Origin of the sequence: Pantoea sp. DY-5 (assembly GCF_019795955.1) — a bacterium.
In the GTDB taxonomy this organism is placed as follows: domain Bacteria; phylum Pseudomonadota; class Gammaproteobacteria; order Enterobacterales; family Enterobacteriaceae; genus Pantoea; species Pantoea leporis.
Genome location: NZ_JAIMIE010000005.1, coordinates 1 through 18174, shown reverse-complemented (window position 1 = coordinate 18174; position 18174 = coordinate 1). Strand labels below are relative to the sequence as shown.

General features: G+C 53.6%; 16 protein-coding genes. 6 read left to right on the top strand and 10 right to left on the bottom strand.

Going from position 1 to position 18174, the window contains the following annotated elements:
• Positions 1-91 precede the first annotated feature (91 nt).
• Positions 92-799 carry a phage antirepressor KilAC domain-containing protein gene (locus K5Y30_RS16320; protein ID WP_222212720.1) on the bottom strand — a complete coding sequence of 236 codons (708 nt, stop codon included), beginning with the start codon at positions 797-799 and terminating at the stop codon, positions 92-94.
• A gap of 336 nt (positions 800-1135) precedes the next feature.
• Between K5Y30_RS16320 and K5Y30_RS16315 the strand changes: the two genes are divergently transcribed.
• Complete coding sequence (locus tag K5Y30_RS16315) at positions 1136-2128, top strand: glycosyltransferase family 32 protein (RefSeq protein WP_222212206.1); 993 nt, start codon at positions 1136-1138, stop codon at positions 2126-2128.
• A 4-nt stretch (positions 2129-2132) separates the two neighbouring features.
• On the opposite strand, the gene K5Y30_RS16310 is transcribed toward K5Y30_RS16315, so the two are convergent.
• Positions 2133-2987 (bottom strand): helix-turn-helix transcriptional regulator, encoded by an 855-nt coding sequence (locus tag K5Y30_RS16310; protein ID WP_222212204.1) that lies wholly within the window; start codon positions 2985-2987, stop codon positions 2133-2135.
• A gap of 115 nt (positions 2988-3102) precedes the next feature.
• Between K5Y30_RS16310 and K5Y30_RS16305 the strand changes: the two genes are divergently transcribed.
• Together K5Y30_RS16305 and bamA are read left to right on the top strand one after the other, a co-directional pair.
• Positions 3103-4512: an MFS transporter gene (locus K5Y30_RS16305; RefSeq protein ID WP_222212202.1), complete on the top strand. Its 1410-nt coding sequence runs from the start codon at positions 3103-3105 to the stop codon at positions 4510-4512.
• 214 nt (positions 4513-4726) lie between these two features.
• The gene (gene bamA / locus K5Y30_RS16300) at positions 4727-7159 is read left to right on the top strand and encodes an outer membrane protein assembly factor BamA (RefSeq protein WP_222212200.1); all 2433 of its coding nucleotides are present in this window, start codon (positions 4727-4729) and stop codon (positions 7157-7159) included.
• Between the two features lie 406 nt (positions 7160-7565).
• On the opposite strand, the gene K5Y30_RS16295 is transcribed toward bamA, so the two are convergent.
• From K5Y30_RS16295 to K5Y30_RS16270, 6 genes are all read right to left on the bottom strand, one after another.
• Positions 7566-8651, bottom strand: a complete 1086-nt coding sequence (locus K5Y30_RS16295) for an ABC transporter ATP-binding protein (RefSeq protein ID WP_222212198.1) — start codon at positions 8649-8651, stop codon at positions 7566-7568.
• 3 nt (positions 8652-8654) lie between these two features.
• A complete protein-coding gene (locus K5Y30_RS16290; RefSeq protein ID WP_222212718.1) occupies positions 8655-9599 on the bottom strand; it encodes a carbohydrate kinase family protein in 945 nt (314 codons plus the stop codon).
• On the bottom strand, positions 9599-10438 hold the full coding sequence (locus K5Y30_RS16285; protein WP_064739810.1) for a carbohydrate ABC transporter permease: 840 nt from the start codon (positions 10436-10438) through the stop codon (positions 9599-9601). The genes K5Y30_RS16290 and K5Y30_RS16285 overlap by 1 nt, the downstream gene beginning before the upstream one ends.
• Entirely contained in the window at positions 10428-11336 is a 909-nt protein-coding gene (locus K5Y30_RS16280; RefSeq protein WP_064739811.1) for a carbohydrate ABC transporter permease, read from the bottom strand. Before K5Y30_RS16280 ends, K5Y30_RS16285 begins: the two co-directional genes overlap by 11 nt.
• Before the next feature lie 9 nt (positions 11337-11345).
• Positions 11346-12593 carry an extracellular solute-binding protein gene (locus tag K5Y30_RS16275; protein ID WP_101761101.1) on the bottom strand — a complete coding sequence of 416 codons (1248 nt, stop codon included), beginning with the start codon at positions 12591-12593 and terminating at the stop codon, positions 11346-11348.
• 578 nt (positions 12594-13171) lie between these two features.
• Positions 13172-13807 (bottom strand): transcriptional regulator, encoded by a 636-nt coding sequence (locus tag K5Y30_RS16270; RefSeq protein ID WP_370634219.1) that lies wholly within the window; start codon positions 13805-13807, stop codon positions 13172-13174.
• Between the two features lie 281 nt (positions 13808-14088).
• On the opposite strand from K5Y30_RS16270, the gene K5Y30_RS16265 reads away from it, so the two are divergent.
• The 3 genes from K5Y30_RS16265 (at position 14089) to K5Y30_RS16255 (ending at position 16916) form a co-directional block, all read left to right on the top strand.
• Complete coding sequence (locus K5Y30_RS16265) at positions 14089-15051, top strand: ornithine cyclodeaminase family protein (RefSeq protein WP_222212196.1); 963 nt, start codon at positions 14089-14091, stop codon at positions 15049-15051.
• 1 nt (position 15052) lies between these two features.
• A complete protein-coding gene (locus K5Y30_RS16260; protein ID WP_222212194.1) occupies positions 15053-16186 on the top strand; it encodes an aminotransferase in 1134 nt (377 codons plus the stop codon).
• Positions 16187-16310: 124 nt separating this feature from the next.
• Entirely contained in the window at positions 16311-16916 is a 606-nt protein-coding gene (locus K5Y30_RS16255; protein WP_222212193.1) for an N-acetyltransferase, read from the top strand.
• A gap of 205 nt (positions 16917-17121) precedes the next feature.
• Here the strand turns inward: K5Y30_RS16255 and K5Y30_RS16250 are convergent, their stop codons facing one another.
• Together K5Y30_RS16250 and K5Y30_RS16245 are read right to left on the bottom strand one after the other, a co-directional pair.
• A complete protein-coding gene (locus tag K5Y30_RS16250) occupies positions 17122-17724 on the bottom strand; it encodes a glutathione S-transferase (RefSeq protein ID WP_222212192.1) in 603 nt (200 codons plus the stop codon).
• Between the two features lie 4 nt (positions 17725-17728).
• Positions 17729-18174 (bottom strand): alpha/beta fold hydrolase (locus tag K5Y30_RS16245; RefSeq protein WP_222212191.1); only part of this gene is annotated, 446 nt, incomplete at its 5' end.

The following is an 18174-nucleotide window of genomic DNA, read 5'->3' as shown; positions in this document are numbered from 1 at the left end:
AATATAACGCTAAGCATTCAATGATCGCACATTCCCTGGCGGCGCGATTTATCGCACAATAAATTACGCCGCTAGGACACCTGCGCACACTTTATGCAGCCACACCTTTCGGCTGAGCCGACAGATGTCCCGCCCATAAACTGGCCACCCATTTCACGCCTTTGGCGGTGAAACGCGCTTGTGAGAAGGCATGCTGATTCTCGCCACGTCCGGAGCGCAGGGTAAAATAACCCGCCTGTATATGGTGCTGCTGCGGTGCCAGCATGCCTTTTTCGCGATACATGATGTTGCGTTCTAACAAAAACTCACGAAACTCAGTTTCCTTTACCTTCAACATCTTGCACAGCTGACGAAAGCCGAGCGAATCTTCGATCTCGACAAAGCGATCAAAAAATTCAGCCTTAGGGGCCGACAACGCAAGTTGCTGCTCAGCCGCACGGCGCTGCTCAAATTGCTCCGCCCAGGCGCGGGCCGCTTCCGCCGGATTGGTGAAATCAGGCAGATGGGTAAATTGTTCACGCTGCTGCCAAAGATCGAGTAATTCCGCAGTGAAGCCAGGCGAAAGCCGGGCAACGGCAAGTAATGAATCGCGCTTGTTAAGATGAAACTCCTGACGCACTTCACCCTGATGCTCATAAAGATTCACCGTCAAAGGCTGGGAAAGACGCTGTGCGGTTTCCAGGCTTTTCACCAGGCGTTTTACTTCGCCGTGCGTAATGCCCGTGACATGGGCAATTTCGCGGCTGCTCATCATCATTGATGCATTCAAAGCAGACAGACTTTCCGTTGAGATCATCATCATTATCACCTCTTGCAGACTTACTCAGCCTTGTAGCTGTTGAATAAGTATACGCAACACTGTTTATATATCCAGTATTATTTTTAACCGTTCACCTAAGATGTTCAGCTTTGCGTAACGTTTCACAAAGTCAGATCCCGCAAACCCGGCGCTCTACGTATTCTCTTAAAGTGAGTTTTTAGCGGTTTATTAAATTGTCGCGCTGAGTACTGTTTGATAATTTTGAGCCAATTTTCCGGGCTTTTGTCGGCTTTCTGCAGCATTAGGTGCAGGGCTGATGTGTGCCTTTTTAACAGCAATAAGTAGTTAACTGGCGGCTGTGCTGCTGGAGAAACGATGAAAAAGAATAAATTCAAAACCCATCTGGTCTCATTAGGTTTACTGGCGGAAAAAAAGCTGACCAAACGCCGAACGCTGCCCGATTACAATCCCGCCGCAGAGCAGGATATCAATTTAGTTGCACGCCAAACCACGCCCGCTGCTATTCCGCGTCAGATTTGGATGTACTGGGAAAGTGAAACGCTGCCGGGAGAAGTGCAGATTTTTGTCGATAAAATCGTGCGCGAAAACCCCACCTATCAAGTAACCGTCATCAATAACCTGAATATTCAGCACTATCTGCCCGATCTGCACTTCGTGCATCAGGATATGCGACCTTCACATAAAAGTGACGTGATTCGGCTGGAACTGCTGCATCGCTATGGCGGAATCTGGATGGATGCCACCATCATTCTCAACCGCACAATGGACGAATTGCTGGCGGTGAATATTCACGATGAGTATGACCTGATCGCCTTTTACCGCGACAGTTCGACGCTGGATAAAGCCTATCCGGTGATTGAATCCTGGTTCCTGGCCGCGCCGAAAAATAACGCCTTTATTGCACGCTGGCTGCACTTTTTCCGTCCGATTGTTGAAGTGGGTGCCGACGAATTTTTCCGTCGTCTACTCGCGCTGCCCAATTACGAAACCATTGTTCAGGGCATCACGCCACCGGATTATCTGGTGGTGTATATCGCCCAGCAGCAGGCGCTGCGTGAGAACAATCAGTACAACTTCTATCTGCGTAAATGCGAAGCCAGCGCGTTGCTATATCAAAGCCTGGTGGAGTGGCGTCCGGTGAAGCTGAGCCGCATGCTGATGGTGGATCGTCTGCCGGCCGTCTTGCCGCCGCTGACCAAACTGACGGGATTTGATCGTAAATATCTCGACACCAACCTGAAATATGGCGTGGTGAACAAAGACAGCTTGTTGGGTCAGATTCTGTTAAACAGCCAGAAGGGCGCCCACCCGCAGACACCGGTTCCGGCGCTGACCAGCAAGGCCTAACGCATCAGGGATTGATCAACTGCTGCAGTGCCGCGGCGCTGGTTTCATCGTCCGGCACATACACCAGCAGGCGATCGCCGTTGCGTGACGCCGACCACCAGTTATTTTGCCGCAGCGTCATTTCACCCACTTCGTCGCGGTAAAAGCGTTTCACGCGATTCTCCACCTGGCCCAATTCATAGCGCTGCCAGGTGTGAGCAAACTCATCTGAACTGTTCAGCAAGCGAGCAAGAAAGCTTTCCCAGTGCGGATCGCCAAGGTGCTCGCCCATCTGCCCGCGAAACATCGCCACCATCTGCGGCATCACTTCATCCCAGTCATTCAGCGCTTTGCGCCAGGTTGGGTGATTGAAGGCCAGCCAGATGCAGTTGCGATCTTCTGGCGCGATTTCGGCTAAATCCACGCCCATCAAGGCACACCACGCGGCGTTGTAACCGATAATATCAAAGCGCGGCGTCTCAATAATCGCCGGTAACTGGATCGCGTCGAGCATCTGCTGATTGTGCGCGGCAATTTTGCAGCAGGCGGCCACCACGCGCACCGAAGGTAACGCATGTCCGGCGAGCGAAAACAGGTGCTGCGTTTCCACATCGTTGCACTGCAACGCGCTAGCAATCGCCGTCAGGGTTTTCGGCGAGGCTTTGATATTGCGTCCCTGTTCCAGCCACGTATACCAGGTCACGCCAACATCCGCTAACTGTGCGACTTCTTCACGGCGTAAACCCGGCGTGCGGCGATGGCGCATGCGTGGCAAACCGAGTCGGTTAGGATCGAGATTTTCCCGGCGCGTGCGCAGAAATGTACCGAGTAATTTGCGGTTGTTTTGTTCGGTGGTAACAGGCGCAGATGACAGGCTCATAAGCAGATCCTTCGACAAGACGGGTAGTATTTATACCATGATAATCAAGAACTGGTACCCGTTTAACGGTTAGGTGATGCTATGCCGTACTGATAGCAAAAACAAGGTAAAACCGATGCAGACATCGCAACTTCAGCGCACAGGATTGATGGTCCTGCTTGCCGGGCAACTGCTGCCCATGATTGATTTTTCTATCGTTAACGTAGCGTTAGACGCGATGGCCCACTCGTTGCAGGCCACGGCGATTGAGCTGGCGCTGATCGTCGCGGTCTACGGCATCGCCTTTGCCATCTGTCTGGCGATGGGCGGACGGCTCGGCGATAACTATGGCCGCCGTCGCGTGTTCCTCGCCGGAGTATGGATCTTCGGTATTGCATCTTTATTATGCGGCATCGCCAACAGCGTCGGCCTGTTGATGTTTGCCCGCGCGCTGCAAGGCGTGGGCGCGGCCTTTATCGTGCCGCAAATCCTCGCCACGCTGCACATCACGCTGAAGGGCAGAGCGCATGCGCGCGCCATCGGTTTGTACGGCGGCATTGGCGGACTGGCCTTTATCATCGGTCAGGTGCTGGGCGGATTTCTCATCAAAGCGGATATCGGCGGCTACGGCTGGCGCAGTGTTTTCCTGATTAATCTGCCAATTTGCCTGTTTGTGCTGATCACCGCGCGCCGCTTTGTGCCGGAGACGCAGAACACGCAGCGCGTACCGGTGGATATTAGCGGAACCTTGCTGCTGGCGGGCGCGATTGGTTGCCTGATGCTGGCACTGGCGCTCGGTCCGCTGCTGCATTGGTCGTGGCCGTGCATCTTGCTGCTGGTGCTGTTCCCGCTGTTTCTGCATCGTCTGCGCCAGAGTTCGCTGCGTTTGGAAGCGGCCAACGGCGCGCCGCTGTTGCCGCCTTCACTACTGCGTCTGCCGAGCGTGCGTTTTGGCCTGACGCTGGCGGTGCTGTTCTTCTCCTGCTGGAGCGGCTTTATGTTCTCTGTGGCACTGACGCTGCAGGCCGGTTTAGGGCTGACGGCGTTTCAATCCGGGAATGCGTTTATCGCGCTTGGCGTGGCCTATTTTATCGGGGCGATGCAATCCACGCGCATCGTCGAGCGTTTAGGTAAGCGCGGCGCCTTATTGATGGGCTGCGGCATTCAGATGGTTGGGTTGCTGGCCCTGATCGCCACGCTGCAACTCGCCTGGCCGCAGGTCGGTATTTTCACCCTGATTCCCGCCACGGTGCTGATTGGCTTTGGTCAGTCGTTTATCGTCAGCACCTTCTACCGCATTGGCATGAGCGGCGTGCCGCATCATCAGGCGGGCGCGGGCAGCGCGGTGCTGTCGACGGTTCAGCAATCGGCGTTAGGTTTAGGCCCGATGCTGCTGGGCGGTGTATTCACGCAGATCTATACGCACGGCAATCATCTGGCGGCAATCACCGGTACGCTCGGCGTTGAGTTGGTGATGATGGCATTGCTGGTGATCTTCACCAGCCTCAATCGCCGTACGTTTCAGCCGGTAACGGTAGAAGGGTAATTCTTGTGAGCAGATTTCAGCAGGAGCTTTCCACCTTATTGTAAAACAACCGAAAATCCACAAGTCGCGCTGAATTTACCTTTGGCTCAGCGGTCTTTTTTCCGGAACATATCGCCGCAGTTAACGGGCTGAACCGCGTGTTCAGCCCGTTTTTATGTGGTGCGGAAGCAAGGCGCTTGAATCAGGCACAGGAAAAACGGCAGGCTCACAACAGATGAAGAAGATGTTAACCGGGTTACTTTTTATGGTAACCACCACTGCCTTTGGTGCAGATGATTTCACCCTAAAGGATATTCACTTTGCTGGGCTTCAGCGCGTCGCACCCGGCGCGGCGCTGCTGCATATGCCGCTGCGTGTTGGCGATCGCGTCAATGATGATGATATTCGCAACACCATCCGCGCGCTGTTCGCCACCGGCAATTTTGACGATGTGCAGGTGCTGCGTGACGGGGATGCGCTGCTTGTCAAAGTCAAAGAGCGCCCGGCGATTGCCAGCATCTCATTCTCTGGTAACAAAGCGATTAAAGAGGATCAGCTCAAGCAGAACCTTGATGCCTCGGGCGTGCGCGTGGGTGAAGCGCTGGACCGCACCACGCTATCGGATATGGAAAAAGGGCTGGAAGATTTCTATTACAGCGCCGGGAAATATACTGCCAGCGTCAAAGCGGTCGTCACGCCGTTGCCGCGCAACCGTGTCGATCTGAAGTTCATTTTCACCGAAGGCGTGTCGGCGAAAATTCAGCAGATCAACATTGTCGGCAACCACGCTTTTTCCGCTGATGAACTGATTTCGCATTTCCAGCTGCGCGACGATGTGCCGTGGTGGAATTTGATCGCCGATCAGAAATACCAGAAACAGAAACTCTCGGGCGATTTAGAGACGCTACGCAGTTATTATCTCGATCGCGGTTACGCACGCTTTAACCTCGATTCCACACAAGTCAGTTTAACGCCGGATAAAAAGCATATTTACGTCACGATAAATATTCATGAAGGCGACGTTTATCATGTTAGCGGCGTCACGCTGAGCGGAAATATGGCCGGATATTTCGCCGAAATTGAAAAACTAACCCAACTGCCGGCGGGCAGCTTATACAGCGGGGCAAAAATCACGCAAAACGAAGAGGCGATTAAAAGCCTGCTCGGTCGTTACGGCTATGCGTTCCCGCAGGTGAATACGCAATCGGAAATAGACGACAGCGATAAAACCGTGCAGCTACACGTGAATGTCGATGCCGGGCGGCGCTTCTCAGTGCGACAGGTGCGTTTCTCGGGCAATGACACCTCGAAAGATGCGGTGCTGCGTCGTGAAATGCGTCAGATGGAAGGCGCATGGCTGGCGAGCAATCAGGTGGAGCAGGGCAAGGCGCGCCTTAATCGTACCGGTTATTTCGAAAGCGTAGATGTTGATACGCAGCGCGTGCCGGGCAGCCCGGATCAGGTGGATGTGGTGTACAAAGTGAAGGAGCGCAATACCGGCACCTTTAACGTTGGGCTGGGTTACGGCACCGACAGCGGCATCAGTTATCAGCTTGGTGTCAGCCAGGATAACTGGATGGGCACCGGCAATACCGTGAGTTTTAGCGGCACGAAAAACAGCTATCAAACTTATGTCGAAATCACCGCCACCGATCCCTATTTCACCGTGGATGGCGTGAGTCTTGGCGGCAAACTGTTCTACAACGATTACAGCGCGGAAGATAACGATCTTTCCGAATACACGCTGAAAAGTTTCGGTGCGGGCAGTACGTTAAGCTTCCCGATCGGCGAAAACAGCAGCGTGAACAGCGGGCTGGATTACGTCTATAACCGCGTCAGCAATATGGCACCGCAGGTAGCAATGTGGCGCTATCTTGGTTCGCAGGGCATTCATCCAAGAGTCATCACCAGCGATGACGACGATGACGATGCCACCGTGGCGGACAAATTTACCGCCAACGATTTCTTCTGGAATATTGGCTGGAGCTACAACTCGCTGGATCGCGGCTTCTTCCCCACCTCGGGCGTGAGCGCCGGTTTCAACACCAAAGTGACGATTCCAGGTTCCACCAACAGTTATTACAAAAGCACGCTGACCGCCAGCGGCTACTTGCCGCTGAGCAGCGACCATCGCTGGGTGCTAATGGGCCGCAGTAAAGCCGGTTACGCCGACGGTTTAGGCGGCAAAGAAGTGCCGTTCTACGATAACTTCTATGCCGGCGGCTCTAGCTCAGTACGCGGATTCTCCTCCAACACCATCGGGCCAAAAGCCGCCTATTACCGCTGTAGCGGCAGTGAAAGCAGTTACGGTGCATGTTCGGTAGAGAAATCGGATGATGCGGTGGGCGGCAATGCGATGGCGGTGGTAAGCGCGGAGCTGATTGTTCCAACGCCGTTTATCAGCGAGCGCTATGCCGATTCGCTGCGCACCTCATTGTTTGTCGATGCTGGCACCGTATGGGATACCGGCTGGCAGAACACCGCTGCCACCAAAGCGGCGGGGATTCCCGATTATGGCGATCCCAGCCAGATTCGCGTATCAAGCGGCGTGGCTTTGCAATGGCAGTCACCGCTGGGGCCGCTGGTATTTTCTTATGCGTTGCCGATTAAGAAATATGAGGGCGATAAGTCAGAGCAGTTCCAGTTTAATATCGGTAAAACCTGGTAGATGTACTTAATCCGTTAAAGGTTGAGAGGAGTTTTACATTATCTTTAAACGGTGAAGACAGAATAAAATAGCCAGCAGAGTACAATAGCCGTTGTGAAATGCTTAAGGAATGAGTGTTCGCCAATATCGTTGTTATGCATGTGATGAATTATATTTTGCCACCCAGGTTTGGGTGGCTTTTTTATTTGTTAGGTAAAAACGTGCGTTTCAGTCGGAAAAGGCGGGCGTTGCGTAAAGACGGCGTGAATACATCCCTGTAGCCTCGGCCGCCGCATCCTTGCGGCGGACGCTTTACTCCACTGCCCACCTTTTCCTCCTTAATGACAATTCATTGGGGTTTCCAAATTGCACCATCAACAGCGATGATCATCTCAACGGGTTGGCCTTTTCTGGCCTGAGCACCAACCTAGAGCGACTCAGCCAACCTCAGCCCCGTCTCGGCATCAAACAGATGAATCTTCTCGGCGTTGAAGCCGAGCATAATGCTCTCGCCGCTCACCGCCGTGTGGCGACCGGCAATCTGCATATGCAATGGCTGACCGTGCCATTCGAGATGCAATAAGGTAGATTCGCCGGTGATCTCCACCACTTTTACCAAGGCCGCGGCGTTGCTGCTGGCTTCCAGCAGATCGTGCGGGCGCACGCCAAGCGTCACGGCTGCGCCTGCACGTTCGCGCGCCGCCGCTTGCCAGCGCGCGGGCAGCGGCTGCCACAGATCCTGACACTGCACGCCGGGCACGCCATCGCGGGTGATCAACTGTGCCGGCAACAGGTTCATCGGCGGTGATCCGATAAAGCGTGCGACAAAGGTATCCGCCGGACGATCGTAAATCGCCAGCGGCGCGCCTTGCTGCACGATGCGGCCATCCTTCATCACCACGATTTGATCGGCCAGCGTCATCGCCTCAACCTGATCGTGCGTCACATAAACCATGGTGGTTTTGAAACGCTGATGCAGTGATTTGATCTCGGCGCGCAGCTCCATACGCAGCTGCGCATCGAGGTTTGACAGCGGCTCATCGAACAGGAACACTTTGGGATTTCGCACCATCGCGCGGCCCATCGCCACGCGCTGACGCTGTCCGCCCGATAGCGCACGCGGATAGCGCTGCAACAGCTTATCGATGCCAAGAATTCCGGCGATGCGCGCAATTTTAGTTTGCTGCTCCTCGCGCTTCACCTTCTTCACCTGCATGTGAAACGCCAGATTCTCCGCCACGGTTAAGTGCGGATAAAGCGCGTAGCTCTGAAACACCATGGCGATATCGCGGTCGGCCGGATCGCGATCGTTGATCTGTACTTTATCCATCAGGATCGCGCCATCCGACAGGCTCTCCAGCCCGGCCAGCAAACGCAGCAACGTCGACTTCCCGCAGCCGGATGGGCCCACCAGCACGGTAAAACTGCCGTCAGGAATGGTGAGATCGAGCGGATGCAGCACCGACTGTTTTGCGTAGCGTTTGGCCACTTTTACGAGTTCAACACTGGCCATAATTTAAAACTCCTGGGAAAGTTGCAGTTGATGCCAGTCGGGATAACGACGCGGCAAGGTGCTGATAGCCAGTGACGCCACCGAAATACCCCATTGCAGAGCCGTATTAAGATCTTGCTGATGCAGCAGGGCGGTGAGAAATCCGGCGTTGAAACTGTCGCCCGCGCCGATGGTATCCACCACCGTGACCGGACGTGCAGGCTGACTTACTGAGTTATCTGCCTGCCAGCAGCGCGCGCCTTGCGGGCCGCATTTCACTACGCAGCCGCCGCGTCCGCTCAGCTGCTGCGCCAGCATGTGCGCGCTGGCAGGCAAGTCGTCTTTCGCCGCCAATCCCAGCGTTTCCACCTCATTGAGCAGCAGCCAGTCGCACAGCGGTAGCCAGTGCGTGACCTGCTGACGCACTTCGTCTGTCCAGCCCTGCGGCGGCCAGCCGGTATCGACGGCGGTGATAAAGCCGCGCAGCTGAAGCTCAGCGAGCAGCACCGGATATTCGTCATACAGATGCAGACACAAAAAAGTGCCGCACAGCAGCACGATATCGCCTTCAGCCGCTGTAGCCGGCAGCTGATCCAGCACATCCTGCGCCGTAAGTTTCACGATATGGCCGAGATTACTCAGGAAGGATCGCTCGTGATCCGAGTGCGTCACGCCAACGGTAAGCGAGGTTTCGCAGCTGTAGCGCGTCCAGTGTGCGGCGCTGTGCGGAAAATGACTCGCCAGCCAGGCGCTCAGGCCATCATTGCCCTGATTGGCGACCGCGCGATGACGCACCTGCATCGCTTCCAGCGCCAGCGCGCAGTTGCCCGCCGATCCGCCTGGACGCAGTTCGCTGTGATTCAGCATCACTTCAGTACCGCGCTGCGGCCAGTTATCCAGCGTGCCCATGATCAAATCGACATTAATGTTGCCCACCACATAAAGCGTGGCGGTGAGTTTCTGCTCCATCATCCTTTACTCCCGCCACTGGCAAGGCCGCTAACCAGCGTCTTCTGCAGCCAGATGGCAATAAACAGCGGTGGCACCGACGCCAGAATGCCGACGGCAGCGATCAAGCCATCATCGGTGGCGCGTCCGGCGGTAAATCCGGCAATGGTGACCGGTAAGGTTTGTGCGGCGATATTGCTGGTAAACAGCAGCGCATAGAAAAATTCGTCCCACGCCAGCAGCCAGCCAAACAGTGCGGCGGCCCCCAACACCGGCTTCGCCAGCGGCAGCGTAATGCGTAACAGCACTTGCCAGACGCGCAGGCCGTCGAGCCGCGCCGCCTGCTCAATATCCTGCGGCAGCGTATCGAACTGGTTTTTCAGCATCCAGGTAAGGAACGGCAGAATCAGCGAGCAGTAAACGATGATCAATCCGGGCCGCGTGTTGAGCAGATCGAACTGCTGCAACAGGAAGTAGAGCGGCAACACGAATGCCACCGGCGGCACCATATAGATGGCAAGCGAGGCAAACAGCCAGCCGTCGCGCCCGCGGTAGCGCGAGAAGCTGAACGCTGCCGGAATGGCCAGCAGTAAGCAGATGATTGTCGCGCCGGTGGCCACTAAAAGGCTGTTGCCGAGTGCATGCAGAAACAGTACGCCCGGCTGGCCCGGCTCCAGCGACAGCAGCTTGCCGTAGCGGGTGAAATCCCACTGGCGCGGCAGCCACTCCAGCGGTACGCGGGTGAGATCGCTGGCGGCGCTGACGCTCATCAAAAACAGCCAGCCCATCGGCGCTAACACTGAGAACGCCACCAGCAGCGCGGCGGCGTATTTACCGACATGGCGCAATTTAACCTTCATGAGCGCTTCCTTTGCGGCGCTGGCGCCACAGTAACAACATGTAAAGCGTGATCAGCACCGCGCACAGCAAGGTCATCAACATCGCGTAGGCCGCGCCGCTGCCAGCACGCAAGTAGCTAAACGACTCCTGATACACGTAAAAACTCAGGGTTTTGGTGCTATCGACCGGACCGCCGCGCGTCATTACGTAGATGATGTCGAAAATTTTGAAGGCGTCGATGGTGCGCAGCACCAGCGCCACGCTGAGCGGGCCAACAATCGCCGGGAAGGTGATAGCACGAAAACGCCGCCACGCCGATGCGCCATCCAATCGTGCGGCTTCAAACAGATCGTCGGGGATCGATTGCAGCGCCGCCAGCACCAGTAAGGTCACCAGCGGATAGTTTTTCCAGATATCGGCGAACATCACCGCGTTGAGCGCCGAATCCGGCGAACCCAGCCAGCTGCGATAGCCATCAATGATCCCTAACTGCGTCAGCAGGGCGTTGATGCTGCCGTAATCCGGGTTGAAATTCAGACGCCACATCATGGCGTTAACGATGGTCGGCAGCGCCCACGGCAAAATCACCAGCACGCGCAGCACGTTGCGACCGGCGAATTTCTGGTTCAGCAATAGCGCTACCAGCACGCCGATCACGCCTTCAATTGCCACCGACACCACGGTGAAATAGAGCGTGCGCCATAGCGAACTGCGGAAATCCGCATCGGTGATGGCGAACAGATAATTTTCAAAGCCAATCCAGCCCGGCGCTTCACCGCTGCCGATCAGGGCGGCATCGGTGAAACTCAGCCAGATGGTGCGTAACAGCGGCCATGCGGTGAGCAACAGCATCACCAACAACATGGGTGCCAGCAGCACCCATGCCTGCCGTTGTTCGCGTTGACGCAAACTCAGCATTGTTGCCCCTTAGCGCAGACGCGCCGCACTCTTATCTACCGCTTGCAGCGCGGCATCTGGCGTTGCACTGCCCACCAGCACCTGCTGCAACTGCTGCTGCAGCGTGTTGGAGAGACGCGAATAGTCAGCCGTTTCCGGACGCGACAGCATCACGTTAAGCGATTTATCCGCCGCCGCGATCAGACTTTCCTGGTTTTTCAGCACCGCCGGATCCTGATACGAGCTTTTCCAGATCGGCAGACTCAGCGTGGCGTATTGGTTCTGTACCGGCTGTGAAGTCATGTAGCGGATGTATTGCCATGCCTGATCCGCATGCGTGCTGCCTTTAGTGATGCCAAGGCCCATCGAACCGTTTACCGCACCGAATTTGCCCGGCGCATCGCCTGGCGCGGGAACGATGCCCACCTGGCCGGCGACCTTACTTTGTTTAGGGTCGTTGGCCATGTTGTACATGTAGGTCCAGTTGAGCGCGAAAGCCGCATCGCCATTGGAGAAGGCTTTACGCACATCCTCTTCCAGATATTCGCGTGAAGCCGGATTGCTCAAGCCTTCATCCAGCGAGCTTTTCATCAGCTTCACCGCTTGCAACGAGGCCGGGGAGGAGAAATCGAGTTTGTCGTTGTTATAGAACTTGCCACCGAAACCTGATACCAGCGTGGTGTAATCGCACACCAGCGCTTCCGCCTGCGACCAGCTCCACACCAGCGGATATTTCACGATGTTTTTCTGCTTGATGATGCGCGCGTCATCCATCACCTGCTGCCAGGTTTGCGGCGGCGTGGTGATACCGGCTTTTTCCAGCATCGCTTTGTTGTAATAGAGATATTTGGTATCGAGGATCCACGGCATGCCGAGGGTTTTGCCTTTGAACTCAACGGTGTTCATTGCGCCGGGGAAAATCTGCCCTTTTTCATCAGCGCTGATGCGGCTGCTGACGTCCTGCAACAGATCGAACTTAGTGAATTCTGCCGGCCAGATGGCATCGAACAGCACCACATCGTAGCCGTTACCGCCCGCGCCACGCGCCGCAACAATTTTGTCATGCAGCGCTTCGTACGGCACAAACTCAAGATTAACCTGCACGTCTGGGTGCGTTTTCTGAAACGCCTGCGTCATGGCGCGGATATCATTTTCGCTATACGCCGCCTGCGTCATAAACAGCGCATTCAACGTGGTCGCCGCTGCCGCGCTGCCTACGCTGGCTAACAGAACCGCTGCAAAACATCCTTTTATGACTGGGTTGAATCGGATTTTCATGGTGTTTTCCGCCTTGATGCAAAAAGAGGGTGTTTTATTAAATCAATTTGATGGATTTAATAACGCGCACAGGTTGTCAGGTTGCTGCGGCTGACATCGGTTAGCTAAAGCAATTGACGTGCCAGGGCATAAATCTCGTTTGCCGCTGGACACTACTTTGCACAGATTTTGGCCGCTGTCAGGTAAACAGATTGTAAAATGTGTGGGTGATCATAGATATTCATTTGGGTTTTGAAGGAGGGCAGTTGTGAAAGGTGGAGATAAGCCGTTTGCAGAATGCATTGTTTAGGTGCAGATGCGTGATGACTTGCTGCATGAAGGCGCATTTCATTACGACGAAATGCCGTTATCAGGAGCTTGTTAGGATGAGGTTTTTTGCTGATGGCACAGCCGCGCGTGATAACGAGCATTAGCAGCGCTTGGGGTGGGTAATGACCTGGCTGGATGAACAACGTGCAATATCCAGCTAAACAAACTAACGTTTGGTCCGCTATGAGCGATAAGCGGACCTTTAGTGAGAAGAGGTAAGCCATACCTGCTGTAATGAGATTTGAATATTTAACAAACTTTCTGGCAGATCACTGTTTTTTTAACTCTCTAAGATATTTATAAACGGTTGTACGTCCCAGTGACAGTACGCCCGCAATGTAATCGGCTGCATTCTTTGCACGAAAAGCACCCTGACTGTGCATGCTCTGTACCAGATTTTTCTTCTGTTCTCGCGTCAGAGCGCTCAGCGAGGTACCCTCGCGTCGAATCCATTCATGCAGAAAAGTATTGATATTCTCCTGCCAGTCATCACGGAAAAGTTGTTCTGGCTGAGGCTGAAGCCGCGTAACGGAAAGAAACATGTCAAGCGCGTTCCTGGCGTCTTCAAACACCGCTGTGCAGAGGTTAATGCAAAGAAGGTAACCCGGTGTCTTATCGTCTCCTGTCGCGATTGTGACGGAGCGCATTTTTTTTCCGTCCCAGTTGAGCTTTTCATATGGGCCGCTTACCGGTGCCAGTTTGTCCTGTTGAAAATCATCAAGACCCGCATCATCGCCTGGCTTGCGCTTTGAAAGATTGTTCGCAATGTAGGCCACAGTGCCCGCTTCTACATCGTGGATAACGACTTCCACGCTCGGAAAGAAAAGCGCGGCAATACCGTCTGCAACTGACTTCAGCAAACTCAGCTGGGCATTGTCCGGGCCGTGCTTATTTAACATTTTCATATCCTCATTCCGTGCGATTGGTACAGATTGAAATAATGCCGTTTTTCCGGGGGCGAACCATATCACGATGTACCTGATAAATGCTGCATCGCTGGCTAAGCAAAACGATATTCCGGTACCGCTATAGAAATCTCCGTAATCCGTCATTCTTCCGCCATCTCATACCTGAACGGCAGTACCAGGCCTCATAAAACCATCTTGTAAACAATTTGTGCATAATGTACTTTTAAGTACACACCTTACCACAGGCCAGCCAGTTTGGCGGTCCGTCAGGAAAACATATGCATTCCAAGGGCATCCCCGTTATTACCGCAGAACAAACCGCAGAAATCCTTCTGCATGTCGATGTCAAAGAGGCCATGCGCCGGGTCTTTACCAGTCTTGCGCGTGGACAGGCTGTTCAGCCTGCACAGAAAGTCGTCCTGCTGCCAAACTGCAGAGGGGACTTCATAAACTATTTTGGCGCGGATATGTCTCGCCAGATGCTCGGCGCGAAAATATCGCCTTATCTTGTTACTGAGCATAAGCCGGTCATTACCGCCTGGACGCTGCTTATGTCTGCAAGTGATGGTATGCCGCTGATGCTGTGCGATGCCTCTCTGCTGACCATAGAACGCACGGCGGCCACCACTGCGCTGGCTGTAGAGCTACTGGCTCGGGAAAGCGCACAGATATTAACGGTCATCGGCACAGGACCTGTTGCGCGCGCTCATATCCGCCATGCCCTGACGCTGCGCAACTGGAAAGAAATCAGGGTCTGGAGCCGGAGCGGCTCGCAGTCAGCTGAATCTATCCAGCGTGAATGCGGGCTGACTGAAGGGATGTTGAAAATCTGCCACAGCGCAGAAGACGCCGCAAAAGATACAGATGTACTGATGTTATGCACCTCCTCAGCAACACCGGTAATCGATGTGAAACGGCTGCTCCGGCCCTGCCTGATTACGTCCATCAGCACGAACGCGCCAGGTGCGCACGAGGTTTCTCCCCGGGCACTACAGGAAATGGACGTTTACTGTGATTACAGGCAGACCACTCCCTCGCACGCAGGCGAGATGGTCATCGCGGCCAGCGAAACTGGCTGGAGCACCGGGGATATCCGGGGGGACTTACCGGAATTGGTCACTGGAAGCGCCATCAGCCCCAGTTACAAACGACATGCATTTTTCCGCTCCCTGGGGCTGGGGCTGGAAGATGTGGCAATTGCAGACAGCGTGCTGTCTTACCTCAAAGAACAGGATAAATAAGATGAAAATCAGACCGTTTGGTGTAGAGCAGTGGATGAATGATTGGGAAAACAACTGTAAATATAATCTTGCCGAAACCTGTGTTGAATCCCTGACCATGCAGCAACTGCTGGACATGACCGGTAAACCCCGGGAGGTTCTGGATGACATGCTGAATATTAAAATGACTTACGGGCATATCACCGGTTCACAAAGACTGCGTCAGCTCATCTCTGAGCAATACAGCAAACAGTCGGCTGAAAACATTCTTATCACGCACGGCGCAATCGGGGCTAACGCCCTGATTTATGAAACTCTTGTTGAGCCGGGTGACACGATAATTTCCGTTTTGCCAACCTATCAGCAACATTATTCTATCCCTGCAAGTTACGGCGCGAACGTCAAAATTCTGGCTTTGCGTGAAGAAAATAACTTTCTTCCCAACCCGGAGGAGCTGAAATCGCTCATTGATGACAAAACAAAGCTTATTGCCATTAATAATCCGAACAACCCGAGCGGTTCGCTGATGGATGAAACACTGTTGAAGGAAATCGTTGAGGTTGCACGAGCAGCAGATGCCTGGCTGCTGTGCGATGAAGTCTATCGCGGTACCAATCAGGAAGGCGATGGTTATGGTCCCGCAATCGCTGACCTTTATGAAAAAGGTATCAGCACCGCCAGCATGTCCAAGTCTTACTCGCTGGCCGGTCTGCGCCTTGGATGGATAGCCGGTCCTCATTCTCTGCTCAAAGAGGTTGAAATCCACCGTGACTATACAACGATCAGCGTGGGCGTGCTGGATGACTACTTCGCCTCACTGGCGCTGGAGAACCGGGACAAAATTCTGGCCCGCAATCATAAAATATTACGTGATAACCTTCAGATGCTTGACGCCTGGGTCAATTCAGAGCCGCTCATCAGCTATGTCAGACCCCGCGCCGGGACCACTGCACTGCTGAAATATGAGCTGCCGATCAGCTCGCGCGAATTTTGCATCCGTCTGCTGGAACGTTACGGCGTAATGTTTACCCCCGGCGAGGCGATGGATATGGAGGGATATGTACGCATCGGATTTGCCAACAACAGAGAAGTTCTGAAGCAGGGGCTGCCTCTTGTGAGTCGCTTCATTAAAAAGCTCGCAGAAGATATAAGTTAATCGTCTTTCGCCCGAATCTCCTTTATACGTGCGCTGGCAATATCTGAAAAGCGCAATAACCGGCAAAGCGGCTTGTTGCTGAAGAGATTCAGACGCCGCTGAAACCATCGAAAGGATATAATTCATGCATGACAAAACCTTCTACTCGGTGCAAACAGCCGTTCCTGTCGGACATATCGCCTGTATCGTCACGCATCTTGAAATGTCAAAAAGGCCCGAGCGAATCGACATAGAGCTTCCTGAAGGTATTACTTTACGCAGGATCATTAACCCCGCCCCTGAAGAGTATAAAAAATTGTACCGTAAAATTGGCGGAGACTGGCTCTGGTGTTCGCGGCTAATGATCAGTGAGAAGGAGCTGGAAGAGATACTTACCAGCCACGGCACAGAGGTTTTTTCAGTACAGAGCAATAATGAAGATGTCGGCATGTTTGAGCTGGACTTCAATACGCCCGATCAGTGCGAATTGTCTTTTTTCGGAATTGATTCCTCACTGACCGGCAAGGGACTCGGTAAAGCATTGATGAGCTCAGTGATGGATAGGGTCTGGGCCCGTCCAGTCGAACGTTTCTGGGTGCATACCTGCACTTTCGATCATCCTGCTGCTCTGCGATTCTATCAGCGTGTAGGGTTCAGGGCTTATGCCACAGAAATTGAAATACTGGCTGATCCACGATTAACAGGCCATCTGCCAGCTGAATTTGCCCAACATGTCCCCCTTATTGTTTAAACATCTGTTACGCATTTATTGCCTAAGAACGTTATACGTATCAACTCTAACCCAGAAAGCGATAACAATTATGAATGTCCGCTTTTGGCACGAAGCTGCCTCAGGTAAGGATCCGATGGCAGCCACGAGCGAAGAGCCGACACAGATTTCGCCCGGACTTACGAGGACGTTGCCGTCTCAAAAATTAATAAGCAACTCACCCTCACTAACTCGAAGGTGTTGCCAAAAATTCCGGTCGCTGTTCGGCCAGCAATGCAAATCTGGTTACTTCCGGATACAACGTACGGCTGAAGGTATCCGGAAGCATCAATTCTGTAAAACGCCAGGCTACTGCGATGCTGATACCGGCCACGGACAGCATGTCAGGATGACTTTCCCGCAGCCCGTTCTCCAGCGTCTGCAAGGCACCATGAAGTTGTTGAGTTACCCGATTCAGCCAGGGTTGATGCTGTTTTTCTACCGGTCTGAGACGCTGTTCGTACACAAGCTGCACCGCTTTTTCACAGGCTGCCAGGGCGAATCCGGTAAGATGCAAATCTCTCAGATCTTCCGCTCTGGACGCTGATGTGGGTGCAGGTGAATGACCGAAATATTTCTCAAGGTAATTAATGATTAATGTTGAGTCGATAACTACCTGATTATCATCTGTAATAAGCGTCGGAACTTTAACGGCAGGGTTAATTTTCGTTAAGGCATCAAAATCGCTGAATACAGAGATCGGCCGATGTTTAAATTGAATACCTAATACTTTTAAGTAAATAGCAACCCGTCTGACGTAAGGTGAATCCAGCATTCCGATTAGGATCATGGCGCTACCTCATATTATGTTGATTAACAAAATCAATTAACTGTGCGGCGACAGCTAAGGGGGCATCTTCCATCAAGAAGTGTCCGGCGTGTTCATAGATATGCAGGGTGGATGAGACAATGTCGCGTTGTAAACGCCTTCCATACTCAACGGGTTGCCACTCATCTTCGGCGCCCCATAAAATCTGCACAGGCAGCCGGAGTTGCGGCAATTTTTCTGCAAAGTCACTGGTGTAACAGGCACTATAATGCGCAACCTGATGCTGATAAAACGAGGGCTGGCCCACCACGCCACAAAGAGGTGCGAGATAACTTTCCAGCCGCTGCTCTGTCATAAGATGCTTATTAAAAACAGCCATCTTTAACTGTCGAGACATCGCGCGATAATGCTCAGTGGCAGGGATCAGCGCATAATCCACATAGTTATCCCGCATAGCTTTCCATGTGGGCG